Below are 21,102 nucleotides of genomic sequence, written 5' to 3'. Positions count from 1 at the left end.
ACCAACCCAGTCAATGGTATTTATCTCTTACATTAGCATTGTAATCACCCAAATTGTCATTTCAATCCCCAGTAATTTTTACCATCCGAGTTCACCGCATCAAGCGTAAAATTAAGCGATTTTTGCCCTGAGTATAAGACCACCTCTTCTCCTGCTTTTAAATCAATTTTAACCACACCATTTTCCTGTGGCGTAATCTTAAACTGGCGTTTACCTATAGCTTTAACCATACCTTTTAAATCTGTTTTGACTAGACAAGGAGAACCTACCAGACTTTTAATTTTTATAAATTCAGTTTGTCCGTTTCTTCTACTTCCACTTACTAAAAATGCACCTTTTGCACTCAGATCATAAAATGTAGCATCTTTCCAACTATCCGGAACGGCAGGAAATGGCCGGATTATACCATTCCAGCTTTGCAAAAGCATCTCGTTCATGGTGGTTACAGCCGATAAGGGTGTTTCAATCACTGGTCCGGCCTCCAGGTACATCGTATTTGGTTTAATGCTGTATTTCCCCTTCATCATCTCATTCAACAGCTGCTGGGTTTTATTTCCATTGCCCATCATGGCATAAATAGAACCCGACCCAGTATAAGAATATCCCCTCCATGAAGCCGCATTATTTTCCCATTGACTTAATGATCTTTTAATCAAATCGCGGTTTTCCAGCTGATCCCAGTTGACATCATAAATCGGATAAATCTGTAATAAGTGTGAATAATGACGGTGAGAGATCGAAAAATCAGCATCACGACCAATTCTATAGCCCAATTTATCCTGCGGATATGGGGTTAAGTTGTTTAGCACCTCCTGCCATTTAGCAACAAGAGGATCTTTTAATCCAAGCTCTTTGTTGATATACAACAAAGTTTTTAAGCCCCAATGAAAGACAGATAAGTCGTAATTTGCATCTCTGGTAACTCCTTTAGGATATTCAGGAGAATAAGTATAAGGAAGATGATATTTACCATCGCTTTCCTTATCGATAATATTTAAATAATAATTAACAGATCGGGTTAATACCGGATAAAGGTTTTTAATAATCTGTTTATCCATGGTATGCTCATAAGCCTGATAGTAGACGTGCAAGAGCCAGGTAAGGTTACCCAACTCCTTGGATGCATCACTGCTTTCAGTTCCATTATTCCCCTTTAAAACTTTAATCCCCGAAGTCATTGTATATGGTCCGGATCTTCCTAAGGCTGCCGAATTGTGTTGATAAGGCTCAGGTGCATTTTTAGATAAATTGTCAATATTATCATTGATCATCTTCATCAATGGTGCAACCAACTCCACATGATTAGAGCTAAAAAAAGGATAATAAGTCAGTTGAATATTTAAATTCCACCAGTACTTAGGCCATGGTGTCATCTTGTACCATGGTCCCATTAAATCAATTGGATAAGCCCCCACTCTGGTTGCCGAAGCCATTTTATATTGCTGGATCCACCAGAAACTTTCCAGACGAGCATCAGGAATAGAAATAAAACTCTTCTGATAAAAATTACGCCAATGCGCTCTGTGGGCAGCAACAATTTGAGTCACAGTTGTAGGGCTTACCGAACTTAAAACTTGCTTTGCAGCTTCCTTAGAACCATCTTTAGGATAAGTGCTCGCGATTGTGATCAACAAGGAATTGGTATTCCCCTTTTTCGTATTTTTCCATGCTGTAGTATAGCTTCCCCCACTTGCCAAAAGCTGATAATTATAGTTTACCTCGTTTTCCTTAGAAATACGATAAGGCGGATTAGTGGTGTATTTTGAAGCAGTATCTTTTCCCAACGCCAAAAATGGACTCAGAGCTTGTTCCGGTTTCCAGGTCCAGCTTGGTTTTTCGTCCTTTTCTGTGCGTGTATTTAAAATAATGACATCTTTAGTAGCTGCTACAAGTCCATTGAAATGAATCAGTCCTTTATCCGTTGTAATTGTTCCCCTCAACTCAGCCTTAAGTAAATCTAAACGCAGCTTGATACTTTTAATGGAGCCCTTTACTTCCATTAAGAATCTACCAATAGGTAATCTGCACCTTCCAATAGATGCATTAATTCCTTCTTCATGCGCTACCACATCGGTTCTACCTAAATCAAACCTTAAAGTATTTGCATCCTCTCGGTACACCATCACACCCAGTAAGCCGTTACCTAAAAAGGCTCCCTCCTCCCATTTGGTAGATAAAGAATTAAAAACCATATCATTCCGGGACATAAAAGTATCCCAGTTTATTTTATTTTGGAACTGGGCAGAGCTCCGCTGAAAAATACCAGCCAGCAACAGTAAGATTAGGATTCGTTTGTTCATTTTATTTTTCTGCAACAATTTCAAATACAGCACTGGTTAAAGGTGCTATTTTACCCGCCGAAAGATTCAATCCTACTTTCATCAGGTAATCACCACTGTAAACTTTTCCATCCTCTGCTTGAGTAGACCTGGTATCAGGCAAGAGATTGATTTCTTGTATTTTATACTTTTTCAGAGGATCAAGTCCTTGTAAAAGTACTTTACCCATATATTCTTTACGTCTAAAATTAAGCAGGTAGTTGAACAGCACTGCCCTATTTTTACTTTGATCTGCATACATCAAAACGGCTCTATTCTCCTCATAAGGGGAGACCAAACGGTACAAATCGCCAAACCAGATGACATCACTGATTCCTTTGTAAGTTTTCACTGCCTGATTACTAAGCTTGATCTCTTGCTCTGTTAAGTTTTTAACCCGTATATCGTATCCCATTTTACCCATCATCGCTACATCGGTACGGAACTTAAGAGATTGTTTACCCATTGAAGTCACATGGCTCGATACAGTTAATGCCGGGAAAAAGTTAAGGTATCCCCATTGTATAAATACACGCTCCAAACCATCAGTATTGTCACTAGGCCAGAACTCTGTAAAGTATTTCAAACCTCCATAATCAACCCTTCCACCGCCACCAGCGCAAAGCATAATTGGTAAGTGTGGATGTTTTTCTCTTAAGCGCTTAAGGACATCAAATAAGGCTCTGTTATAGTCGATAAACAAATTACCCTGGTTTTCTTTTAAAAATGGAGAATAAGTGTTGGTCAGCATTCGGTTACAATCCCATTTGATAAAAGCAATGCCTGGATTCTTGGTCACCAAATCGTTTACCATATCGTATATAAAATCCTGGACTTTTGGGTTTACCAAATCCAACACCAATTGATTACGAGAGTAGGCTTCCTCTCTGTTGGGTAACTTTAGTATCCATTCTGGATGTTTTTCATAAAGCTCACTTTTAGGACTTACCATTTCCGGCTCTAACCAAATCCCAAACTGCAAATGCTTTTTACTGGCTTCACTAACGAGATAACCTATACCACTTGGCAGTTTTTTCTTGTCGACCTGCCAATCCCCTAGTGCGGTTTTATCCGCATCTCTGGGATATTTATTCCCAAACCAGCCATCATCCAATAAAAATAGATCAACACCCAATTTATTCGCTCCGTCAAATAATTCAACCAATACGTCCTGGTTGAAATCCATATGGGTAGCTTCCCAATTATTTAAAAGTGTTAATCTTGGTTTATTCCCATCCAATACACCATAATTTCTGGCCCAGCGATGCAGATTTCTAGTGGCCTCACCTTTACCATTTTTGGTATAAGTAAATATAAATGCAGGAGTTTCAAAGGTTTTGCCTGCCTGTAGTTTATATTCGGAAGCATAAGGATTCATACCAGTAATCATCCGTAATGAATTTTGCTGATCGATTTCAAAAGAACATTGAAAGTTACCTGACCAGGCCAATGTACCTGCGATCAATTCGCCTGTAGTTTCGTCAGACGGCCTATTTAGAGAAAGGAAAAAACAAGGTGAGCGATACATTTGGGCTCTGGTACCAAGCTTACTATCCAGTATTTTTATCCCCGGTGTAAGTTGACTTTCCTTCATGCGCATTTCGGTCATGTAGTCCCCATCAAACTGACTCAACCAATATTTAGAAGCATCAAAATGCAACATAGAAGATGCATAATTGGTTAGCGTAACTGGCTTTTTCTCATTATGCTTTATTTCTGTCCATTCTTTAATAATGTCTTCGTTGTAATAAGCCGAAAAATGCAAGACCACCTCTACCGGATATTGTGGATCCTTTAATGTGATAGACGTAGTAGTCACATTATCGTCTTCTTTGCTAGTCCTCTGCGCTGCATACTTTAAATCCAGTGAAGGATTACCATCACTGTGTACCATACGGATTGCAGGCTCAAAAAGATCGCCCATGCCTGCTCCAATGTAAGCTTCCCTGCGGGTAGATTGCAGTAAAACCTGATCTGCAGGATTAATAAGCCTTTGCCCCAGGTAACTTTGATATAATTTTTGAGCAGAGGATATAGTAAAAATAAGCGAGGTGTTTTTAGTTTCAACAACAATCTGCTTTTCTTTTTGCGCATTGGCATTACTACCAAGTCCTAAAAACAAAAGAAAACAGGCAATGTATTTAGTCATGTTTTAGTTTGTATTAGAGTTTAATTAATTGAGTTCCATCCTCTTTAATTTGATATTTATAATCCTTCCCTGCCTTTTTAATGGTTACCAGTAATTTATCCTTACCGGTACGCGCTACTTCCAGGTCAAATACATTTCCAAAAGAATGAATATTCCTTAAAGCCATATTGTTCCAGTCTTTGGGTAACCTTGGCGCGCACTCAAAGCTATTAAAACCAACAGGGCGCATGCCAAACAAGCCTTCAGTAAATATACGGCAGTATAAACCACTTTCAGCAGATAGATGGCGTTGATTCCCCTCTGGATAAGCTTCCACTGCATAAGGAACGTGATCACCCAATAACCTACGACGTGAGTAATATTTGATAAAATCCATTGCCTTTTCAGTTTCTCCAGCTTGCAGTACTCCTCTTAATGCGTAAAGCGTGGATCTGTCCCAGAAAGTTTCCTTTCCTGCCTGTGTGGCTAGTCCGTCCGCTGTCCATAATCTCGGGGAAAACAACGCATCAATGGTACCTTGTTTTCTATCAAAAATACCCATAGTTAAAGGCAAGCAAATCCATGCACGCAATACATCATTACCTTCGTAATACTTATAGGTTTCAAAGCCTTCTACATTACCGCCAAAATACTTTTCTATGTTCGTTTTCAATGCATCGGCCTCCTTACGGTAAGCATCAGTCTGACTTTTAGGTTTATTTAATGCCTGCCCCAATAACACTGACGAACGTAATGCATCATAGTATAAGGTATTGGTTGATAAATTGGCCTTACCAGCCGGAAAACGACCTTCTAGTTCATCTTTATCGGAAGTAACAACCCCCTCTGAATTTAATTTGCGTTTGCTGTATTCCAAACACCACTCAATTAAGGGCCATAACTTGCGAGCCGAATCTATATTCCCATTGGCCAATGCATAACGCGAAGCACCATATGCGATCATCGCCTGATCTCCCCGGTCCCCCGCACCTTTCCAAACCGCATCACCTTCGGCCACAATTGAACTTGGGATAGCTTTATAGTCAGGATTCATATACTTTGCAAACCAGCTATAAGCATTCATTGCAGAAAGATTACCTATCCTATCGCCCGAAAAGGCAAAATAAGGGTTGATATATTCTGCCTGATCATTGGCCCATATAGCCGCATAATAAGCTAAACCGCCAGGTCCATGCATATAGCCACCCTTTGTTTTATAAATACTTTCCGTAGCCCTAAGTTTAGCGAAATCGAAAGTTGTATTCAATACCTTATCAGGAGTTTCTAATTTTAGAGGGGCTTCAATCTCGGCAATTCTCGCTATTCTTTTTTGTTCTTCTACATCAGGGTTAATTACTGGTAGTTGATCAGGATGATCTGTAGCCAGGTAGTAAACAGCAAAGGTGATCGACTTTCCTGGTTTTAAAACCCGACTTCCATCACCGATTGTCCCCATGATTACACTATGCGATCGCACTTTACTTCTTGAAGGATCGGTTCTTACCTCACGTTTCAAGTATTCCATTGTAACCGGAAGATCCGCATCAGATACGTTGGTAAAGACAAATTTCTCAATGGCCATAGGCTGATCCACGGATGGGTAGATACTTCGTTCCATGGTACACAAAATCGGTTCCCCGATTTCAGCGTTTACACGCATGATGCCTTTATGATTGATATTTTTAATATCGTAACCTATACTACCCTTTTTCTTGCTTTTAGCACTTGCAAAATCAAAAAGTTTATTGTTGATGTAGAACCGGGGAAGTTCTATATCCTGAAATGAATAAGTGATATGTGTTCTGGTTCCATCAGGTAACATTCTAAAAGTTGGAAAAACAAGGGTTCTGCTAATTTTAGACCTTTTAAGACTATCCAGTCCGTATTCAACCCATATAGCTACCTTTTCACCCGCCATTTCAATGTGATCGGTATGTGGTACTGTATTGTTAATATTCCATGTAATACTTCCATTGCGTTGTATAGCCCATCTATCGATCTGTTTTGGCAAAGTAACACGCTGCTGTCCGTAGCATAAAGCCTGACTAAGACAAAAAGCTGCCGCAATAATGTTTGTTTTGGTAAAAAAAAATCTCATACTATTAATTATGTTCAAATTGGCTATTGCAATTTGAAGATTTTTCACAGCTTTTTCAGGCATTCAATTGGCTAGTTAATCAACAATCTTAGCATAGATATCCAATCAATACTATTTCATCCGCCTTTGATTTCTACTGAATCTGTTACACAAATGCGTTAAATCAATCGCTTGTCCACCTCCAATTTCATTGAGTACAAAAAATGTTCTGAGCTCACTTACATTTTCAAATTTAGCGAATGTATTGACCAGGCAATTGCGATAACCCTTCATATCAGTGGCTACTATATGTAGCAAAAAGTCAAACATTCCATTTACATGATAGCAATTAGTAACCTCAGGGACATACTTTACAAACTCCATAAAAGATTCCAGATTTGAACTGCTATTGTGAATCAACCGAACTCCGGTAAAGGCCATCAATTCTCTGTTTAGCATAGTGTTGTTCAAAACCGTCACATATTGCTTAATATATCCACGTTGTTCTAATCGCTTTATTCTTGAGCTTACTGAGTTAGGAGATAAATGGATCTTCCTTGAAATATCCTTGGCACTAATCCTTGCATTTTCCTGCAAATGAAATAATAATTTGAGATCTAGTTCGTCTAAGTTGAAAGGCATACAGTTTTTTTATTTGAAGGCAAATTAGATCAAGTCATCAATTAAAAAAACTGTCTGTAGATACTTTTTTATTTAGATTGTCTTTTAAAATTCTCTCCACGCAATCTGCTCAGAAACGAAGGTTGCATCGCTAAATAGCTGGCAATGTGCTTTACAGCAAAGTATTGTTCAATCTCGACCCCAAAAAAACTTAGGAATTCCTGATATCTTTCTCTTGGTTTCATCTTCCCTATTTTCCTTTTCTCTAGAAAATCCTGTTTCTCCAAGTCAAAAGCATTCAGCTTCAGACATTCAAAATATTCTTTTGGTAAGGGAATAATTACTGCACCACGAGCCAGCTGCAAATTAAGATCACTGTTTACAGGCATCTGTTCTACCTTACCAGGTTTACAAAAATCTTCAGTTTCCTCATAGGGTAAGCCTTCCTCATCAACCCTGCGGGTATAATAACGCCCATAACCCGAATGCAACCAAAAACCCTCAGTAGATAAGCCGCCTTCAGCCCCCACCATTGTCATTTTCCCCAAAGTTTCTACCTGGAGCATTGGCAATATCGTACTATAAAACGCATCTGAGTGGTCCAGAAAACTGCGTAAGTAGTTAAAAAAATCACTGATGACCATCAGTTCTCTTTCTGACCTATGCGAAATACTTAAGCCCCTGATACTGAACTCATCTTCAATTGATTCCATTATCGACATTTTACAAAATAAATAATCTTTACGCTCTTTCATAGATCTACTTTCTTTCATATGTTAATTTTCTTAATAAATTACACATAGTCCAACCAATAATCCACATTAGAAAGAAAATTTATTTTGTAACGATAATGGGACAAACTATCAAAAAAACAAAACCCGCCTTATAAATAAATTATAAAGCGGGTCCGGTAAAGTTAATTTATAATTTAAGCGACCAGCTTACCCAGGTTTTGTATCCAGTCTGCAAACATATTCTGTTCTATTTTTATAACCAATTCCGCATGTTTTTCCCAATCTGGCGAGAAGGTTTTAAGTTGGTTCAACATCTCTTCCAAATGTCCCTCTTCCTCCAAAATGATAGATTTAACATTCACCTTGCTTCCTGCTCTGGTTAAAACATCCTGATAAACAGGATACAACTCATCTGCCCGCACTTCAATTGCATAAGTAACAAATAAATAAGCAGCAAATTTCAGCTCATAACCAGTCAAATTGAAGTGCTGCTTTAAATATCTACATACAGCGACATCCAGCGCATTCAAATAAAATTTAGTATGATTAGGACTTAAAAGCTCGTCATTGGTATATGTTTTACACAAGTCACCATCCAGCTTATCCAATTGCTTCTTCAGGTAATATGCATGGCGATGTTCTTCTGCGGCATGTTTAAGAATGATCAGGTTCACCTGTTCCTTATGCTCCGATGCTGAAATCTTTTTGGCACCTGCATTCTCCATGTAGGACAATGTATTTAGCCACTTAGCATGCAACATATTATCATTAACTATATTCTCCAAAATTGCCTGGATCTGCATATTATATCTCTTTTAATGCCTGTAAAATTGTTTGGTAAATATACGCCAGATCTTCATTACTAATTACATAGGGAGGCAATATATATAATATATTGCCCAATGGACGCAGCACAATCCCCCGTTCTAAAAAGTACAAGTATAACTTATCCCTTAATCCGCTCAAATAAGAGGTATCATCACCAGTTTCCCATTCCATAACCAGTATTGTTCCAGCTTGCCTGATAGCTTTCAACTTAGGGTGTCCTTTAATACTTTCTGCAAATCCCCTATGTTGCGCTTCCACTCTCTGAATATTCTGCAGGGTTTCGGGGCTTAATAAAATATCAAGACTGGCCAATGAAGCAGCACAAGCGACAGGATTTGCCGTAAATGAATGTCCATGGTACAGTGTTTTAAGTTTATCATCACTTAAAAAACCATCAAATATCGTTGCATTACAGGTAGTAATCCCGAGCGGCATTGTTCCCCCTGTTAGTCCTTTAGAGAGACAAAATATATCAGGTTTATTGGCCAATGCTTCACAAGAAAAATACCTTCCTGTACGACCAAAACCAGTCATTACCTCATCGGCAATGGTTAAAATACCATGTTTCTGACAGCTTTCCAGAAGCTGATCTAGGTATTGAGCTTCATACATCAGCATTCCACTAGCTCCGAGAACCATTGGTTCGAAGATAAAACAAGCAACCTCATTAGAAAGATAGTTGATCCTCGACTTTAATTGCTCTATGTTTTGAGCATTGGGTAAGTCTATAAACTCTACATCAAACAAAAGCTGATTAAATGGATCCGTAAATATGCTGCGACCACTAACAGACATGGCACCAAAGGTATCACCATGATAAGCCTCTTTAAATGCAATGATCTTTTTACGGTCCTGCTTACCGGTATTTACCCAATACTGTAAACACATCTTAAGGGCAACCTCCACCGCAGTAGAGCCATTATCGCTATAAAAGGCTTTTGATTGCTTTCCCGGTAGCAGTGGTAATAGACGTTCCGCAAGTCGTACTGCAGGTTCATGGGTAAAGCCGGCAAATATTACATGTTCGAGTGTATTTAGTTGTTCGGCAACCTTGGCAGCAATATATGGATGTGCGTGCCCATGAATATTTACCCACCAGCTAGAAACTGCATCAATATACTTTTTGCCCGCCTCATCAAATAAATAAACACCTTCCCCACTCACAATAGGAATATGGGGCAAAGGATTTTTCATTTGCGTATAGGGATGCCAAATCACTTGTGCATCACGTGCTGCTAAACTCATAAATCGTATTGTTTCAATAACAGATCAATTGCCTTTTTATCGGTTTTAAAGGTCACATCGTCTTCCTTTAGCGTATCCAATGCAATCCATCTAAACGATTGCAGAACACCCTCATCAAAGTCAAACGCCTCAGTTTTAAAATTGAGTGCTAAAGGATGTATAGCCCTAACCAAGTAATAAATGCTTAAAATCTGGCTGTCGTTAAAAGATGACTGCTCATAAAAATCAGTCGTATAAAGATGAGCTAACACCTCTATTTCGGCATTACACTCCTCCATAAACTCCCTTTTAAGCGCATCTGCGAGGCCTTCACCAAGCTCAAGACCACCACCAGGGAACTTACTAAAGATACGCCCACCCGACTGCTCGTCACTAATCAAGACTTCATTGTTGGTGTTGATTAATAACCCGTATACCCTAACGTTAAAATAGCTCATTATTTATTGGTCAAAATGTTTTAAATTCTTAGTCGCATTGTCTATTGTCCACTTGATTTCAGCTCGGAAAGGTTCCTGTCTAACCGGGCATTCTTTCATATGACAATAATTACAGCAAGCCGGCAAACATGGATCAGTATGGATAAAAAGCTCAGTCCTACGATCCGCATTACCATTTATGATTTCATCTATTTCAGATACTTCCTTGTGAACCCTGTTCAAGTCAAAATAATATGGCAAAGTAATGTGACAATCGATGTGCAAATCAGCACCATATTGCTGCGCCCTTAAATTATGTACATCTATCCAGGGATCTTTCCTGTTTTTTTGAAGTATATTAATAATATCGGCAACCAGATCAACATTACTTTCGTCCATTAAACCGCCCACTGAGCGCCTGGTTAACTTATAACCGTTATATAATATGTATAAGCCCAAAAGGATTGAAATCACGCTATCCAGCCAAAAAATCTCCGTCAGCTTAATCAAAATGATTCCTACAACTAGGCCACCACTGGTAATCGCATCAGTTAACAGGTGTTTTCCATCGGCTTCAAGGGTAATTGATCTATGGTTCTTTCCGGTATTGATCAAATAGTAACCTACAATCAGGTTAACTACCCCAGTGACTCCAATAATGCCGGCTCCTTCAAAAAGTTGAACAATTGGCCTAGGATAGATCAAATCATACCCCGATTTAAAGATAATAATAACCCCTGCAATAGCTATTAGCACACCTTCAATAAACGCAGAAAAGAATTCCACTTTTCCATGCCCATACGGATGATTTTCATCCTTTGGCAAAGTAGCAAGGTAAATGCTATAAAAAGCAAAGCTACTGGCTATTACATTTACAATGCTTTCGGCGGCATCTGTAAGTATAGCATTTGAATGTGTGATGAAATAGGCGGCAAATTTAGCCAGCATTAACACTACGCTTACGCACAATGCGATTAATATGGCTTTCTTTTGAGGTTGCAAATTGCTGAGTTTAGCAGCCAAAAATACAGTTTACCTGTCAAATTATGATAAAAAGTATTTTTTTTAGTTTATAATACCGTTAGGTTTATATATTTGCTATTTCACAAAATAATATTTGCTTGCGCATTAATCATTATGACATTTTTATCAAAAAGAATCAACAACCTATCTGAGTCACAAACCATTAAAATGGCGAAGCTAGGAAGAGAGCTATCTGCAAAAGGGATAGACATTATCAATTTAAGCTTTGGAGAGCCTGACTTTTTTACACCTGATGATGTAAAGACGGCAGCCAAGAAGGCAATTGACGAAAATTACTCTTACTACACCCCGGTTTCAGGTTACCCTGAATTACGTAAGGCTGTTGTTGACAAGCTTTTAAAGGAAAATGGCTTGACTTATACGTTCGACCAAATTGTGGTCTCTACTGGCGCTAAACAATCATTAGCCAATGCGGTAATGTGCCTAGTTGATCCAGGAGATGAAGTTATCGTACCAACTCCTTACTGGGTATCCTATTCAGAAATGATTAAACTTGGTGAAGGTGAAACTGTCTTTATCAATGCATCTGCAGAGAATAACTTTAAAATAACTGGTGCACAGCTAGAAGCCGCAATCACGCCTAAAACCAAATTATTCATGTTCTCTTCACCATGTAACCCAACAGGATCGGTTTACAGCAAAGAAGAACTTGCTGATTTAGTTGCAGTATTCGAAAAACATCCAAACATCTACATCATCTCTGATGAGATTTACGAACACATCAACTTCGTTGGAAAACATGCTTCAATCGCTGAGTTTGATTCTGTAAAAGACAGGGTAATCCTAATCAATGGCTTCTCTAAATCTTATGCAATGACTGGCTGGAGAGTTGGCTATATGGCTGCAAACAAAGAAATTGCCAATGCCTGTGATAAGCTACAAGGACAAATCACTTCAGGTTCTTCTTCAATTGCACAACGTGCAGCTTTAGGGGCATACCAAGGTGGTTTAGAATCTGTAAAATTAATGGTTGACGAATTCAGAAAACGTAGAGATATCGTTTATGCTTTATTAAAAGAAATCCCTGGTATCAAAGTAAACCTACCAGACGGGGCCTTTTATTTCTTCCCTGAAGTAAAATCTTATTTCGGTAAAAAGAACGGCGATACGGTTATCAACACAGCTGAAGATCTTTCTCTATACCTTTTAAATGAAGCACACGTATCCACAGTTACTGGTGAAGCTTTCGGAAACGAAGACTGCATCCGTATCTCTTACGCTGCTTCAGAAGAGCAATTAAGAAAGGCTGTTAGCCAAATTAAAGATGCCTTAGCTAAATTAAGCTAACTTCATATAACAGTATAACCCTAATAAAAAAAGCAGATCATGATTTATGATCTGCTTTTTTTATATAAACTCAGCCATATTACGAGCGGATTGCTTCGACAGGATCCAACCTAGACGCCGAATAAGCTGGCCAAAATCCCGATATCGTTCCAATCGCAAACGAAACTCCTACCCCTAACAAAATATTATTCAGGAACAGGACCATCGTAAATCCCATTGCGCCCGTAATTAATGTGACGATATAAACCAATAAGATACCTAGTCCACCACCCAACAAGCAAAGCGCAACAGCCTCAAACAAGAACTGCAGCAATATGAAATAATTCTTAGCACCCAGCGATTTTTGAATACCAATGATATTGGTACGTTCTTTTACGGATACAAACATAATATTGGCAATTCCAAAGCCTCCCACAAGAATAGAAAAACCGCCAATTACCCAACCTGCAATATTTACAATACCAAACATCTGATCTAGCTGATTAGATGCAATAGTACTCTTATTCAAGGCAAAATCATCTTCAGCACCAGGTCTGATTTTATGTATCGCCCGCATTGCGCCCCTAATCTCGCTCTCAATTTCCTCGACAGCAATATGTTCCTTTCCTCTTACAGTAATCGTAGGATCATATCTATCACTTTGTACATCAAACAATCCTTTAGCAAAATTCAAAGGAATCAAAATGTTCTTATCCTGTGACATGCCCAACATATCTTCCCCTTCTTTTTTAAATACCCCCACAACAGTCAGGCGACGCCCCATAACCAATATCTTCTTTCCGATAGCAGTTTCACCATTAAATAGACCATCGGCGATATCAGCTCCGAGAATGATCACAGGCGAACCTGATTTTCCTTCATTTTCTGTAAAATACCTTCCTTCCTGAAAATCGATGGTCCATGTTTTATTAAAATCCTGAGAAGCCGCCTTTAGTCCAGCCCCTTCAACCGAACTGCTTCTATACTTCACGGTTCTACTATCCGCATAAATCTCATAAGAAACCCCTTCTGCATGCTCTAATCGTTCCTTCAGCGCGGCATAATCTCTTAAAGAAGGTTCTGGTCTGTTCACATATTTCCACCAGGGATAATCTCCAAAGCCACCCCAAGGCCACTTTTGAACAAAAATCGTCTTAGAGCCTAACTTATCTATACTTTCCTGAAGCTTGCTTCTAAAAGTGTCGGTCGCCGTAAAAACGAAAATAATGGCAAAAATACCAATAGTAATTCCCAGTAAGGAAAGCATGGTCCTTAGTTTGTTTTGGCGCAATGCATCAGCTGCGAACCTAAAACTTTCTCCTATTAGTCTGAAAATAATCATAATTATAGTTTAGATCAAAACTAGCCAAAAAGGTTACAGTAATTCCTGCTAAACTATAAAAAATATGATGCAGACAAGATATGTCGAGATTTTATTACTGTTTAGTCATGCTTAAACTCAAAATAGACGGTAATCTCGATGCAAGTTTTTCAAAAAGCGGCCTATTAATCGTATTTGTAACTAGAATGGTGTTGTTAGGTGCCGTACGTGCTGTCTGCCCAAAATCACTAGCAGTTAGCCCTTTTACCAATCCATTTAGCTCAACGGTTACCCTTGCAACATACTTACCCTTGCTAATTTCAATCTTTGGCGCTTCAAGCTTAATCAACTGAGTCATATTTAACTGGACAATAACAGGTATTCTTGTACCCGATGCCTCTATGTAAGTACCGGCAAGCATTAATGGTGGATTAGTAGTTGATTCGTTAATACTGATTTTGAATTCATTATTCTCGTAAACACCCGAAACTAAAGATACTGTACCAGATAAAGAATCAGGCTTAAGTGCATTAACTGCAAATAAATTTTTCGACTCTAATGAGATCGCTTTCCCTGCCTGAGTAGCACTAAATTCTACCTTTGAAATGTTAACACTTGCATTTGTCCAGTTGATACTCCCGTTTGTACCGGCCGCAACTATAGCTCCACTAGCTGTCGCATTAGTGCTTAAAGATGCATTCAGATTAATTGCATTAAAACTATAGCTCAATTGCGTATCAGTTGCCGTAGTATCATCCTTGGTGCAACCCATAAAAAGCGTAAGCAAGCAAATCATTGAAGTTGTGAAGTAGAGTTTTTTCATCAGTTTGTTTTTTTAGAGTTTGATTTATAAGGTGTTTTTTATACAATTAAATCTAACGCTAAATTCTGAAGCAAATCTGAAGTTAAGGTGATCAAAATGCCTTTCATATGACAAATAAATGAGAAGTATGAAAAATATTAACGTTATTAGACAGCATCAAAAAGAATTATACATTAATCAGGATATTATTTTGTAAATTTGCGCCCTTAAATATCACATTAAAACACTATGAAGTTATCTCAATTTAAGTTTAATTTACCCGAATCATTGGTTGCCAACAACCCTTCTGAACAAAGAGATGAAGCCCGTTTAATGGTTTTACATAGGGATAGCGGTAAAATTGAACATAAAATATTTAAAGATGTTTTAGATTATTTCGATGATCAGGATGTTATGATTCTGAACAATACTAAAGTTTTTCCTGCCCGTTTATACGGAAACAAAGAGAAAACCGGTGCAACAATTGAGGTTTTTCTGTTAAGAGAACTGAATAAAGAGCTTCGTTTATGGGATGTTTTAGTTGACCCTGCACGTAAAATCCGTGTTGGAAATAAATTGTATTTCGGTGATGACGATCTTTTAGTTGCAGAGGTAGTTGACAACACAACTTCTCGTGGCCGTACCATCCGTTTCCTATTTGATGGCACAGACGAAGAATTCAGAAAAAACATCGAAATTTTAGGTGAAACACCATTACCTAAATACATCAAACGTAAAGCTACCGCTCAGGATAAAGAACGTTACCAAACTATTTTCGCTAAACATGAAGGTGCTGTTGCTGCTCCAACCGCTGGTTTGCACTTTAGTAGAGAACTAATGAAACGTTTGGAACTGAAAGGTATCGACTTTGCAGAAGTGACCTTACATGTTGGATTAGGTACATTCAGATCAGTTGAGGTAGAAGATCTAACTAAACATAAAATGGACTCTGAGCAATTTATCATTGAGCAGAAAGATGCAGATATTGTAAACAAGGCATTAGAACGTAAAAAAAGAGTATGTGCTGTTGGTACAACCTCAATGCGCGCTATTGAATCAGCTGTTTCTTCAGGAAGAACACTTAAAGCTGCCAACGACTGGACCAGCAAGTTCATCTTTCCTCCTTATGAGTTCAGCATTGCAAACTCAATGATCACCAACTTTCACACTCCAGAATCTACGCTATTGATGATGGTAAGTGCTTTTGGCGGTTACGATTATGTTAGACATGCTTACGAAGTAGCTTTGAAAGAAAAGTATCGCTTCTATAGCTATGGCGATGCAATGTTAATCATCTAAAGATTAATCTAAGTCAATATTAAAAATATAGACATGGGAGATTTGAAAACGTAAGTTTTAAATCTCCTATTTTTATTTAAAAGCAATAATAAGATGAAATACTATGCCATAATAGTAGCTGGTGGATCAGGTAACCGAATGCAAAGTACTATCCCTAAACAGTTTTTGTTACTAGATGAAAAACCTGTGCTTATGCATACAATAGCCGCATTTCATTCGTGTGAACTCGCTCCTCACATCTTACTAGTGATCAATATAGACCAGCACAAATATTGGGAAGAACTTTGCTTGCAATATAATTTCACAATCCCCCATCAGGTTGTTAATGGTGGAATACAACGATACCACTCTGTGAAGAACGGGTTGAAAGCCATTAAAGGAAAAGGCATTGTTGCTGTTCATGATGCAGTAAGACCATTAATTTCAGCTCAGCTAATTACCAAATCCTACCAGGTCGCCGAACAGACAGGCAATTGCATTATTGGTATTACACCTACTGACTCTGTTAGAAAAGTACTGGAAAATGGCAAAAGCGAAGCACTAAGCCGAGCTGAGCTGGCACTGATACAAACACCACAAACATTTGACTTAGAACTGCTTAAAAAAGCATACAAGGCTCCATTTAGAAATGAATTCACTGATGATGCTTCGGTAGCGGAGTATGCTGGATATAAAATTAACCTGATAGTGGGTGAAAGAGAAAACATCAAAATCACCCACCCAGAGGACTTGGAGATTGCCTCCATTTTAAGAAGGATGATCAAGAAAACACCTTAGTTATGCGGCCCTATTTATTACTTTCAACAGAATAGCAACCACAGCAATAACCAACAAAATGTGAATCAAACCACCAACATTAGGTCCGAACCCGTGAAAGACGAATCCAATAATCCATAAAATGACCAGCACCACTGCTATAAGATAAAGTAAATTTCCCATAATATTTATTTTTAATACAAGAACACTTAAATCTGCAAATTGTTTAAAATAAAAAAGGCTCCCTTTGGGGAGCCTCTACTATTCGTTACAGGTTAATACTCGTCCTCGTTAAAGAAGAAATCATCTTTAGTAGGATAATCTGGCCAAATCTCCTCTATGGTTTCATAAGGCTCACCATCATCTTCCAAAGCTTGTAAATTTTCAATCACCTCTACAGGGGCACCTGATCTGATACCATAATCAATCAATTCATCTTTTGTTGCAGGCCATGGAGCGTCTTCCAAATGCGATGCGAGTTCTAATGTCCAATACATATTTCTTATACTATTAAGTTATTCAAATTTATTTCGCAAAAGTATATTAAAAAACCTGAGCAAAACAAATTTTTTTTCCACTATTTTCAATCATATCAATTTTTACACTAATACTCCTGAAAATCACTAATTATAATCGCGGAATCCAGATGTTTTCTTCCGTTTTAGCATCTGCATTCAGCTTTCGTGCCAAAACAAACAAATAATCGCTTAAACGATTCAAATAAATAGTCATTTTTTCGTCAACAAAGCTTTCCGAAGCCAAATGTACCGTTAAACGCTCTGCACGACGACATACACATCTCGCTACATGACAATAAGATACAACCGTATTCCCTCCAGGTAAAACGAAATGCTTGAGTTCAGGCAACACTTCATTCATGTCGTCCATTTCCCTTTCCAGTAAACTGATATCAATATCACGAAGATCAGGAATTTTCATCCTTGATTTTTCTGGATCTGCAGCCAAAGCGGCTCCAACAGTAAAAAGACGATCCTGTATTTCCTTTAACATCTTTTGATGATGAGCATCTATATCCTGACACATGATCAGTCCGATGTAAGAATTCAACTCGTCTACGGTACCATAACATTCGATTCTCAAATGAAACTTAGGTACTCGGGTACCTCCAATTAAAGAAGTTAATCCCTTGTCACCGGTTTTGGTATATATCTTCATATTTAATTTATGGTTTCAAAATCGCCGCCCTTCTCTTTCAGATGTGTCAATCGCGGCGACACCGTTTTGATATCTGTATTCAGATAGTCTTTTTCAATTAAACCATCACGCATACGAACAATACGATGCGCATGTTGAGCGATATCCTCCTCATGCGTAACCAGAATAATCGTATTTCCTTTACTATGGATCTCTTCAAGGAGCGCCATAATCTCTACGGAAGTCTTAGTATCCAGATTTCCGGTAGGCTCATCCGCGAGTATAATAGAAGGATTATTAATCAATGCCCTTGCAACGGCCACACGTTGCCGCTGTCCACCCGAAAGCTCGTTAGGCTTGTGAGTTACCCTATTCCCTAAACCAACGTTTTCTAAAGCTTTATGTGCACGCTCTTCGCGTTCTTTTTTATTGGCTCCTGCATAAATCAATGGCAGAGCCACATTATCCAACGAAGTAGAACGAGGCAACAAGTTAAAAGTCTGAAAAACAAAGCCAATCTCACTGTTCCGAACTTCCGCAAGCTCGTTATCCGACATCTGACTCACATTAGTTCCATTTAAAATGTAATCACCTTTACTTGGTGTATCCAAACAGCCTAAAATATTCATTAGTGTAGATTTACCAGAACCAGAAGGGCCCATCAATGCTACAAATTCTCCTTTATGAATATCCAGCGTAACTGATTTCAAGGCATGAATGACCTCTGAACCAATAACGTATTTACGCGCAATATTTTTAATATGTATTAATGCTTTATCCGACGCTGTCGACGTGCTAGAGGCTTTCTCCATTGCTTTTCTTTTGAGGTTAGACGGCACCGAACATACTAATGTTACAGCAACCTTATTTTTCTATGATCTTCGGAACAAGAAAAAACGCTTCGTTGTGAACAGCAGCGTTTTTTAATCCCTCTCCTACACTGATCTCCTGTTTTACTTCATCTTCGCGCCAAACATTCCCTTCCGAATTCATATATACCAAAGGCTCTACACCCGTAGTATCCAGCTCATTCAACTTCTCCATAAAAGTAAGGATCTTGTTCATATCCGGTATTAAGGCATCAATTTCTTCCTCCTTTACCGCGATCCTTGCCAAATCTGCTACTTTATGTATGGTCTGCTTATCTATAATCATTTATCAACAAGTTTACTATTTATCAAATCAAAAATACGGTCTTTTAGCTCATCTGAGTCATTTATTGTCAAATTGGTCGTCAAAACTGGCTTATGAACATAAATATTGCCAATTCCTGGCTCGGAACCATACTTAAACCCATCGTCCCACATCTTTTTCCAAACATTCGTTAAACTCACCGCAACAATAGGTATCCCCTTTTCTATGGCCAATCTAAACGGTCCATTTTTAAAAGGCATCAATCTTGGCGGATAATATTCATCAGAAATCTTCCCTTCCGGAAAAATAATCAGGCTCATTCCATTTTCAAGATTCTGCCCAGCCTTTTTAAAGGCCCTAAAAGCTGACATCTTACTATCCCTATCCACGGGAATATCGATAGTTTTAAAAAAGACCCTCAACATCGGATTCTTTAATAACTCGGCCTTCCCCATAAAATGAAATCTACCTTGCGCCAATATGCAAAGGATCATGATATCATGGTTAGAGGTATGGTTACAGCAGTAAATATAAGTTTGACCTGGCAGCAGGGGCTCTTCGAAAGTAAAGCGAGGTACAAAGCCAATAAAGAAGGCGCAGAGTCTACTTTTTAACTTACGCAGACTGTTTAACAGGCCATAACTCTTCGGATTTTGGGCCGCCAGATAATAAAACGGATAAAAAAGCAACGAAAATATAGCAATAATAAATACAGAATAGATTCGGTGCGTTTGTTTAAGGATGCTAATCATTGAATTCAAAAATACTAAAAAATAGCCCATATGCTCAAAAACTGCAATTAAGGTGTAAACTTTTAGCATGTAGATAAAAAATAAAATTATAAGCGGGCTGGATTAGGGTTTTTTATTAATTTCGGCCTCTTGAATCTTTCCATCAATTTGAGATCAAAATAAAAAGCGGGGATAGCTTCAATAAATTAACAATTAATAATCAGATGAAAGAAACGGTAGTTAGCGGTATTCGCCCGACAGGGAAATTACACTTGGGAAATTATTTTGGTGCAGTAACCAACTTTGTAAAAATGCAGTACGATTACAACTGCTATTTTTTCATTGCCGATCTTCATTCTTTAACTACGCACCCTACCCCTCAAGACTTACATGGTTATGTAAGACACGTTTTAGTAGAATATCTTGCATGCGGCATAGATCCTGAAGAAACAACTATATATGTACAGTCGGATGTTCCTGAAGTAGCCGAACTTTATTTATATCTAAATATGAACGCCTATATGGGCGAATTAGAAAGAAGTACTTCATTTAAGGATAAAGTAAGGTCACAACCTGATAATGTAAACGCAGGCTTGTTAACCTATCCAACTTTAATGGCAGCTGATATTCTAATTCACAAGGCTACAAAAGTTCCGGTAGGTAAAGATCAGGAACAACACCTTGAGTTTACACGCACCTTCGGTAATCGTTTTAACAGACTTTATAAAACTGAGTATTTTCCTGAAGCTTTTGCATTTAACTATGCGCAAAACCTGGTTAAAGTACCCGGATTAGATGGCAATGGAAAAATGAGTAAATCAAGTGGCGAAGGAAACTGTATTTATCTATCAGATAGTCCAGAAATAATTCGCAAAAAAGTATCGCGTGCGGTAACAGATAGTGGCCCGACAGCCGAAAACCAGCCTAAGCCAGAAGCTATCCAGAACTTGTTTGACCTGATGAAAATCGTTTCTAGGCCTGATACTATTGCGCATTTCGATGAGCTATACAACAAGATGGGTATTCGCTATGGTGATTTCAAGAAACAACTTGCTGAAGACATGATTGTATTCAACACACCTATCCGCGAACGTATCGAAGAGCTTTCTAAAGACAGTTCTTACTTACGTCAGGTAGCCAAGCATGGTGCGCTAAAAGCTAGAGAAAGTGCACAAAAAACCATCAGAGAAGTGAGAGAGATTATTGGGTTTAAATCATTTTAACATT

The 21,102-nt window shown here is 38.3% G+C and carries 21 protein-coding genes; 4 read left to right on the top strand and 17 right to left on the bottom strand.

Features of this window, described 5'->3' with window-relative positions:
* Positions 1-56: 56 nt before the first annotated feature.
* The 9 genes from BLS35_RS11095 to BLS35_RS11055 form a co-directional block, all read right to left on the bottom strand.
* Entirely contained in the window at positions 57-2,300 is a 2,244-nt protein-coding gene (locus BLS35_RS11095; RefSeq protein ID WP_090780845.1) for a glycosyl hydrolase family 95 catalytic domain-containing protein, read from the bottom strand.
* A gap of 1 nt (position 2,301) precedes the next feature.
* Positions 2,302-4,467, bottom strand: a complete 2,166-nt coding sequence (locus BLS35_RS11090; RefSeq protein WP_090780843.1) for an alpha-galactosidase — start codon at positions 4,465-4,467, stop codon at positions 2,302-2,304.
* Positions 4,468-4,480: 13 nt separating this feature from the next.
* Positions 4,481-6,544, bottom strand: coding sequence for a glucosidase family protein (locus tag BLS35_RS11085; RefSeq protein WP_254778828.1), 2,064 nt, complete (start codon positions 6,542-6,544; stop codon positions 4,481-4,483).
* 111 nt (positions 6,545-6,655) lie between these two features.
* Entirely contained in the window at positions 6,656-7,165 is a 510-nt protein-coding gene (locus BLS35_RS11080; RefSeq protein ID WP_090780839.1) for an Lrp/AsnC family transcriptional regulator, read from the bottom strand.
* Positions 7,166-7,233: 68 nt separating this feature from the next.
* Positions 7,234-7,917: a hypothetical protein gene (locus tag BLS35_RS11075; protein ID WP_165973247.1), complete on the bottom strand. Its 684-nt coding sequence runs from the start codon at positions 7,915-7,917 to the stop codon at positions 7,234-7,236.
* A gap of 155 nt (positions 7,918-8,072) precedes the next feature.
* On the bottom strand, positions 8,073-8,681 hold the full coding sequence (locus BLS35_RS11070; protein ID WP_175459592.1) for a hypothetical protein: 609 nt from the start codon (positions 8,679-8,681) through the stop codon (positions 8,073-8,075).
* 1 nt (position 8,682) lies between these two features.
* On the bottom strand, positions 8,683-9,951 hold the full coding sequence (bioA, locus tag BLS35_RS11065; RefSeq protein ID WP_090780835.1) for an adenosylmethionine--8-amino-7-oxononanoate transaminase: 1,269 nt from the start codon (positions 9,949-9,951) through the stop codon (positions 8,683-8,685).
* On the bottom strand, positions 9,948-10,388 hold the full coding sequence (locus BLS35_RS11060) for an NUDIX domain-containing protein (RefSeq protein ID WP_090780833.1): 441 nt from the start codon (positions 10,386-10,388) through the stop codon (positions 9,948-9,950). Before BLS35_RS11060 ends, bioA begins: the two co-directional genes overlap by 4 nt.
* Positions 10,389-10,391: 3 nt before the next feature.
* The gene (locus BLS35_RS11055) at positions 10,392-11,369 is read right to left on the bottom strand and encodes a cation diffusion facilitator family transporter (RefSeq protein ID WP_165973248.1); all 978 of its coding nucleotides are present in this window, start codon (positions 11,367-11,369) and stop codon (positions 10,392-10,394) included.
* A gap of 135 nt (positions 11,370-11,504) precedes the next feature.
* On the opposite strand from BLS35_RS11055, the gene BLS35_RS11050 reads away from it, so the two are divergent.
* Complete coding sequence (locus tag BLS35_RS11050; RefSeq protein ID WP_175459591.1) at positions 11,505-12,698, top strand: pyridoxal phosphate-dependent aminotransferase; 1,194 nt, start codon at positions 11,505-11,507, stop codon at positions 12,696-12,698.
* A gap of 79 nt (positions 12,699-12,777) precedes the next feature.
* Here the strand turns inward: BLS35_RS11050 and BLS35_RS11045 are convergent, their stop codons facing one another.
* Together BLS35_RS11045 and BLS35_RS11040 are read right to left on the bottom strand one after the other, a co-directional pair.
* On the bottom strand, positions 12,778-14,019 hold the full coding sequence (locus BLS35_RS11045; RefSeq protein ID WP_090780829.1) for an ABC transporter permease: 1,242 nt from the start codon (positions 14,017-14,019) through the stop codon (positions 12,778-12,780).
* 94 nt (positions 14,020-14,113) lie between these two features.
* The gene (locus BLS35_RS11040) at positions 14,114-14,821 is read right to left on the bottom strand and encodes a hypothetical protein (RefSeq protein WP_132225951.1); all 708 of its coding nucleotides are present in this window, start codon (positions 14,819-14,821) and stop codon (positions 14,114-14,116) included.
* Positions 14,822-15,049: 228 nt separating this feature from the next.
* Here BLS35_RS11040 and queA point away from each other — a divergent pair, with 228 nt between their 5' ends.
* Complete coding sequence (queA, locus tag BLS35_RS11035; protein ID WP_090780826.1) at positions 15,050-16,099, top strand: tRNA preQ1(34) S-adenosylmethionine ribosyltransferase-isomerase QueA; 1,050 nt, start codon at positions 15,050-15,052, stop codon at positions 16,097-16,099.
* A 93-nt stretch (positions 16,100-16,192) separates the two neighbouring features.
* Entirely contained in the window at positions 16,193-16,876 is a 684-nt protein-coding gene (locus BLS35_RS11030; RefSeq protein WP_090780824.1) for a 2-C-methyl-D-erythritol 4-phosphate cytidylyltransferase, read from the top strand.
* Here the strand turns inward: BLS35_RS11030 and BLS35_RS27510 are convergent, their stop codons facing one another.
* From BLS35_RS27510 to BLS35_RS11005, 6 genes are all read right to left on the bottom strand, one after another.
* On the bottom strand, positions 16,877-17,038 hold the full coding sequence (locus BLS35_RS27510; protein ID WP_131611230.1) for a lmo0937 family membrane protein: 162 nt from the start codon (positions 17,036-17,038) through the stop codon (positions 16,877-16,879). It abuts the gene before it with no gap.
* A gap of 92 nt (positions 17,039-17,130) precedes the next feature.
* Complete coding sequence (locus BLS35_RS11025; RefSeq protein ID WP_008240955.1) at positions 17,131-17,352, bottom strand: DUF2795 domain-containing protein; 222 nt, start codon at positions 17,350-17,352, stop codon at positions 17,131-17,133.
* A 130-nt stretch (positions 17,353-17,482) separates the two neighbouring features.
* On the bottom strand, positions 17,483-18,031 hold the full coding sequence (locus tag BLS35_RS11020) for a cob(I)yrinic acid a,c-diamide adenosyltransferase (RefSeq protein ID WP_090780822.1): 549 nt from the start codon (positions 18,029-18,031) through the stop codon (positions 17,483-17,485).
* 2 nt (positions 18,032-18,033) lie between these two features.
* Complete coding sequence (locus BLS35_RS11015; protein WP_090780820.1) at positions 18,034-18,822, bottom strand: ABC transporter ATP-binding protein; 789 nt, start codon at positions 18,820-18,822, stop codon at positions 18,034-18,036.
* Between the two features lie 52 nt (positions 18,823-18,874).
* Positions 18,875-19,165 (bottom strand): Asp-tRNA(Asn)/Glu-tRNA(Gln) amidotransferase subunit GatC, encoded by a 291-nt coding sequence (gene gatC, locus BLS35_RS11010; RefSeq protein WP_090780818.1) that lies wholly within the window; start codon positions 19,163-19,165, stop codon positions 18,875-18,877.
* Complete coding sequence (locus BLS35_RS11005) at positions 19,162-19,965, bottom strand: lysophospholipid acyltransferase family protein (protein WP_254778826.1); 804 nt, start codon at positions 19,963-19,965, stop codon at positions 19,162-19,164. The genes gatC and BLS35_RS11005 overlap by 4 nt, the downstream gene beginning before the upstream one ends.
* A 134-nt stretch (positions 19,966-20,099) precedes the next feature.
* Here BLS35_RS11005 and trpS point away from each other — a divergent pair, with 134 nt between their 5' ends.
* Positions 20,100-21,098 carry a tryptophan--tRNA ligase gene (gene trpS, locus BLS35_RS11000; RefSeq protein ID WP_090780816.1) on the top strand — a complete coding sequence of 333 codons (999 nt, stop codon included), beginning with the start codon at positions 20,100-20,102 and terminating at the stop codon, positions 21,096-21,098.
* Positions 21,099-21,102 lie beyond the last annotated feature (4 nt).

It is taken from the genome of Pedobacter sp. ok626, assembly GCF_900100435.1.
Taxonomy (GTDB): Bacteria; Bacteroidota; Bacteroidia; order Sphingobacteriales; family Sphingobacteriaceae; genus Pedobacter.
Note: the sequence above shows the minus strand (reverse complement) of the source record. Positions and strands in the feature narration are given on the sequence as shown.

What these genes read in the sequence shown, in the direction of transcription:
- BLS35_RS11020 (WP_090780822.1), bottom strand. Translation starts at nt 18,031, where the DNA reads ATGAAGATATATACCAAAACCGGTGACAAGGGATTAACTTCTTTAATT.
- gatC (WP_090780818.1), bottom strand. Translation starts at nt 19,165, where the DNA reads ATGATTATAGATAAGCAGACCATACATAAAGTAGCAGATTTGGCAAGG.
- BLS35_RS11095 (WP_090780845.1), bottom strand. Translation starts at nt 2,300, where the DNA reads ATGAACAAACGAATCCTAATCTTACTGTTGCTGGCTGGTATTTTTCAG.
- BLS35_RS11075 (WP_165973247.1), bottom strand. Translation starts at nt 7,917, where the DNA reads ATGAAAGAAAGTAGATCTATGAAAGAGCGTAAAGATTATTTATTTTGT.
- bioA (WP_090780835.1), bottom strand. Translation starts at nt 9,951, where the DNA reads ATGAGTTTAGCAGCACGTGATGCACAAGTGATTTGGCATCCCTATACG.
- BLS35_RS11005 (WP_254778826.1), bottom strand. Translation starts at nt 19,965, where the DNA reads ATGCTAAAAGTTTACACCTTAATTGCAGTTTTTGAGCATATGGGCTAT.
- trpS (WP_090780816.1), top strand. Translation starts at nt 20,100, where the DNA reads ATGAAAGAAACGGTAGTTAGCGGTATTCGCCCGACAGGGAAATTACAC.
- BLS35_RS11045 (WP_090780829.1), bottom strand. Translation starts at nt 14,019, where the DNA reads ATGATTATTTTCAGACTAATAGGAGAAAGTTTTAGGTTCGCAGCTGAT.
- BLS35_RS11085 (WP_254778828.1), bottom strand. Translation starts at nt 6,544, where the DNA reads ATGAGATTTTTTTTTACCAAAACAAACATTATTGCGGCAGCTTTTTGT.
- BLS35_RS11030 (WP_090780824.1), top strand. Translation starts at nt 16,193, where the DNA reads ATGAAATACTATGCCATAATAGTAGCTGGTGGATCAGGTAACCGAATG.
- BLS35_RS11040 (WP_132225951.1), bottom strand. Translation starts at nt 14,821, where the DNA reads ATGAAAAAACTCTACTTCACAACTTCAATGATTTGCTTGCTTACGCTT.
- BLS35_RS11060 (WP_090780833.1), bottom strand. Translation starts at nt 10,388, where the DNA reads ATGAGCTATTTTAACGTTAGGGTATACGGGTTATTAATCAACACCAAC.
- BLS35_RS27510 (WP_131611230.1), bottom strand. Translation starts at nt 17,038, where the DNA reads ATGGGAAATTTACTTTATCTTATAGCAGTGGTGCTGGTCATTTTATGG.
- BLS35_RS11090 (WP_090780843.1), bottom strand. Translation starts at nt 4,467, where the DNA reads ATGACTAAATACATTGCCTGTTTTCTTTTGTTTTTAGGACTTGGTAGT.
- BLS35_RS11025 (WP_008240955.1), bottom strand. Translation starts at nt 17,352, where the DNA reads ATGTATTGGACATTAGAACTCGCATCGCATTTGGAAGACGCTCCATGG.
- queA (WP_090780826.1), top strand. Translation starts at nt 15,050, where the DNA reads ATGAAGTTATCTCAATTTAAGTTTAATTTACCCGAATCATTGGTTGCC.
- BLS35_RS11050 (WP_175459591.1), top strand. Translation starts at nt 11,505, where the DNA reads ATGACATTTTTATCAAAAAGAATCAACAACCTATCTGAGTCACAAACC.
- BLS35_RS11015 (WP_090780820.1), bottom strand. Translation starts at nt 18,822, where the DNA reads ATGGAGAAAGCCTCTAGCACGTCGACAGCGTCGGATAAAGCATTAATA.
- BLS35_RS11080 (WP_090780839.1), bottom strand. Translation starts at nt 7,165, where the DNA reads ATGCCTTTCAACTTAGACGAACTAGATCTCAAATTATTATTTCATTTG.
- BLS35_RS11070 (WP_175459592.1), bottom strand. Translation starts at nt 8,681, where the DNA reads ATGCAGATCCAGGCAATTTTGGAGAATATAGTTAATGATAATATGTTG.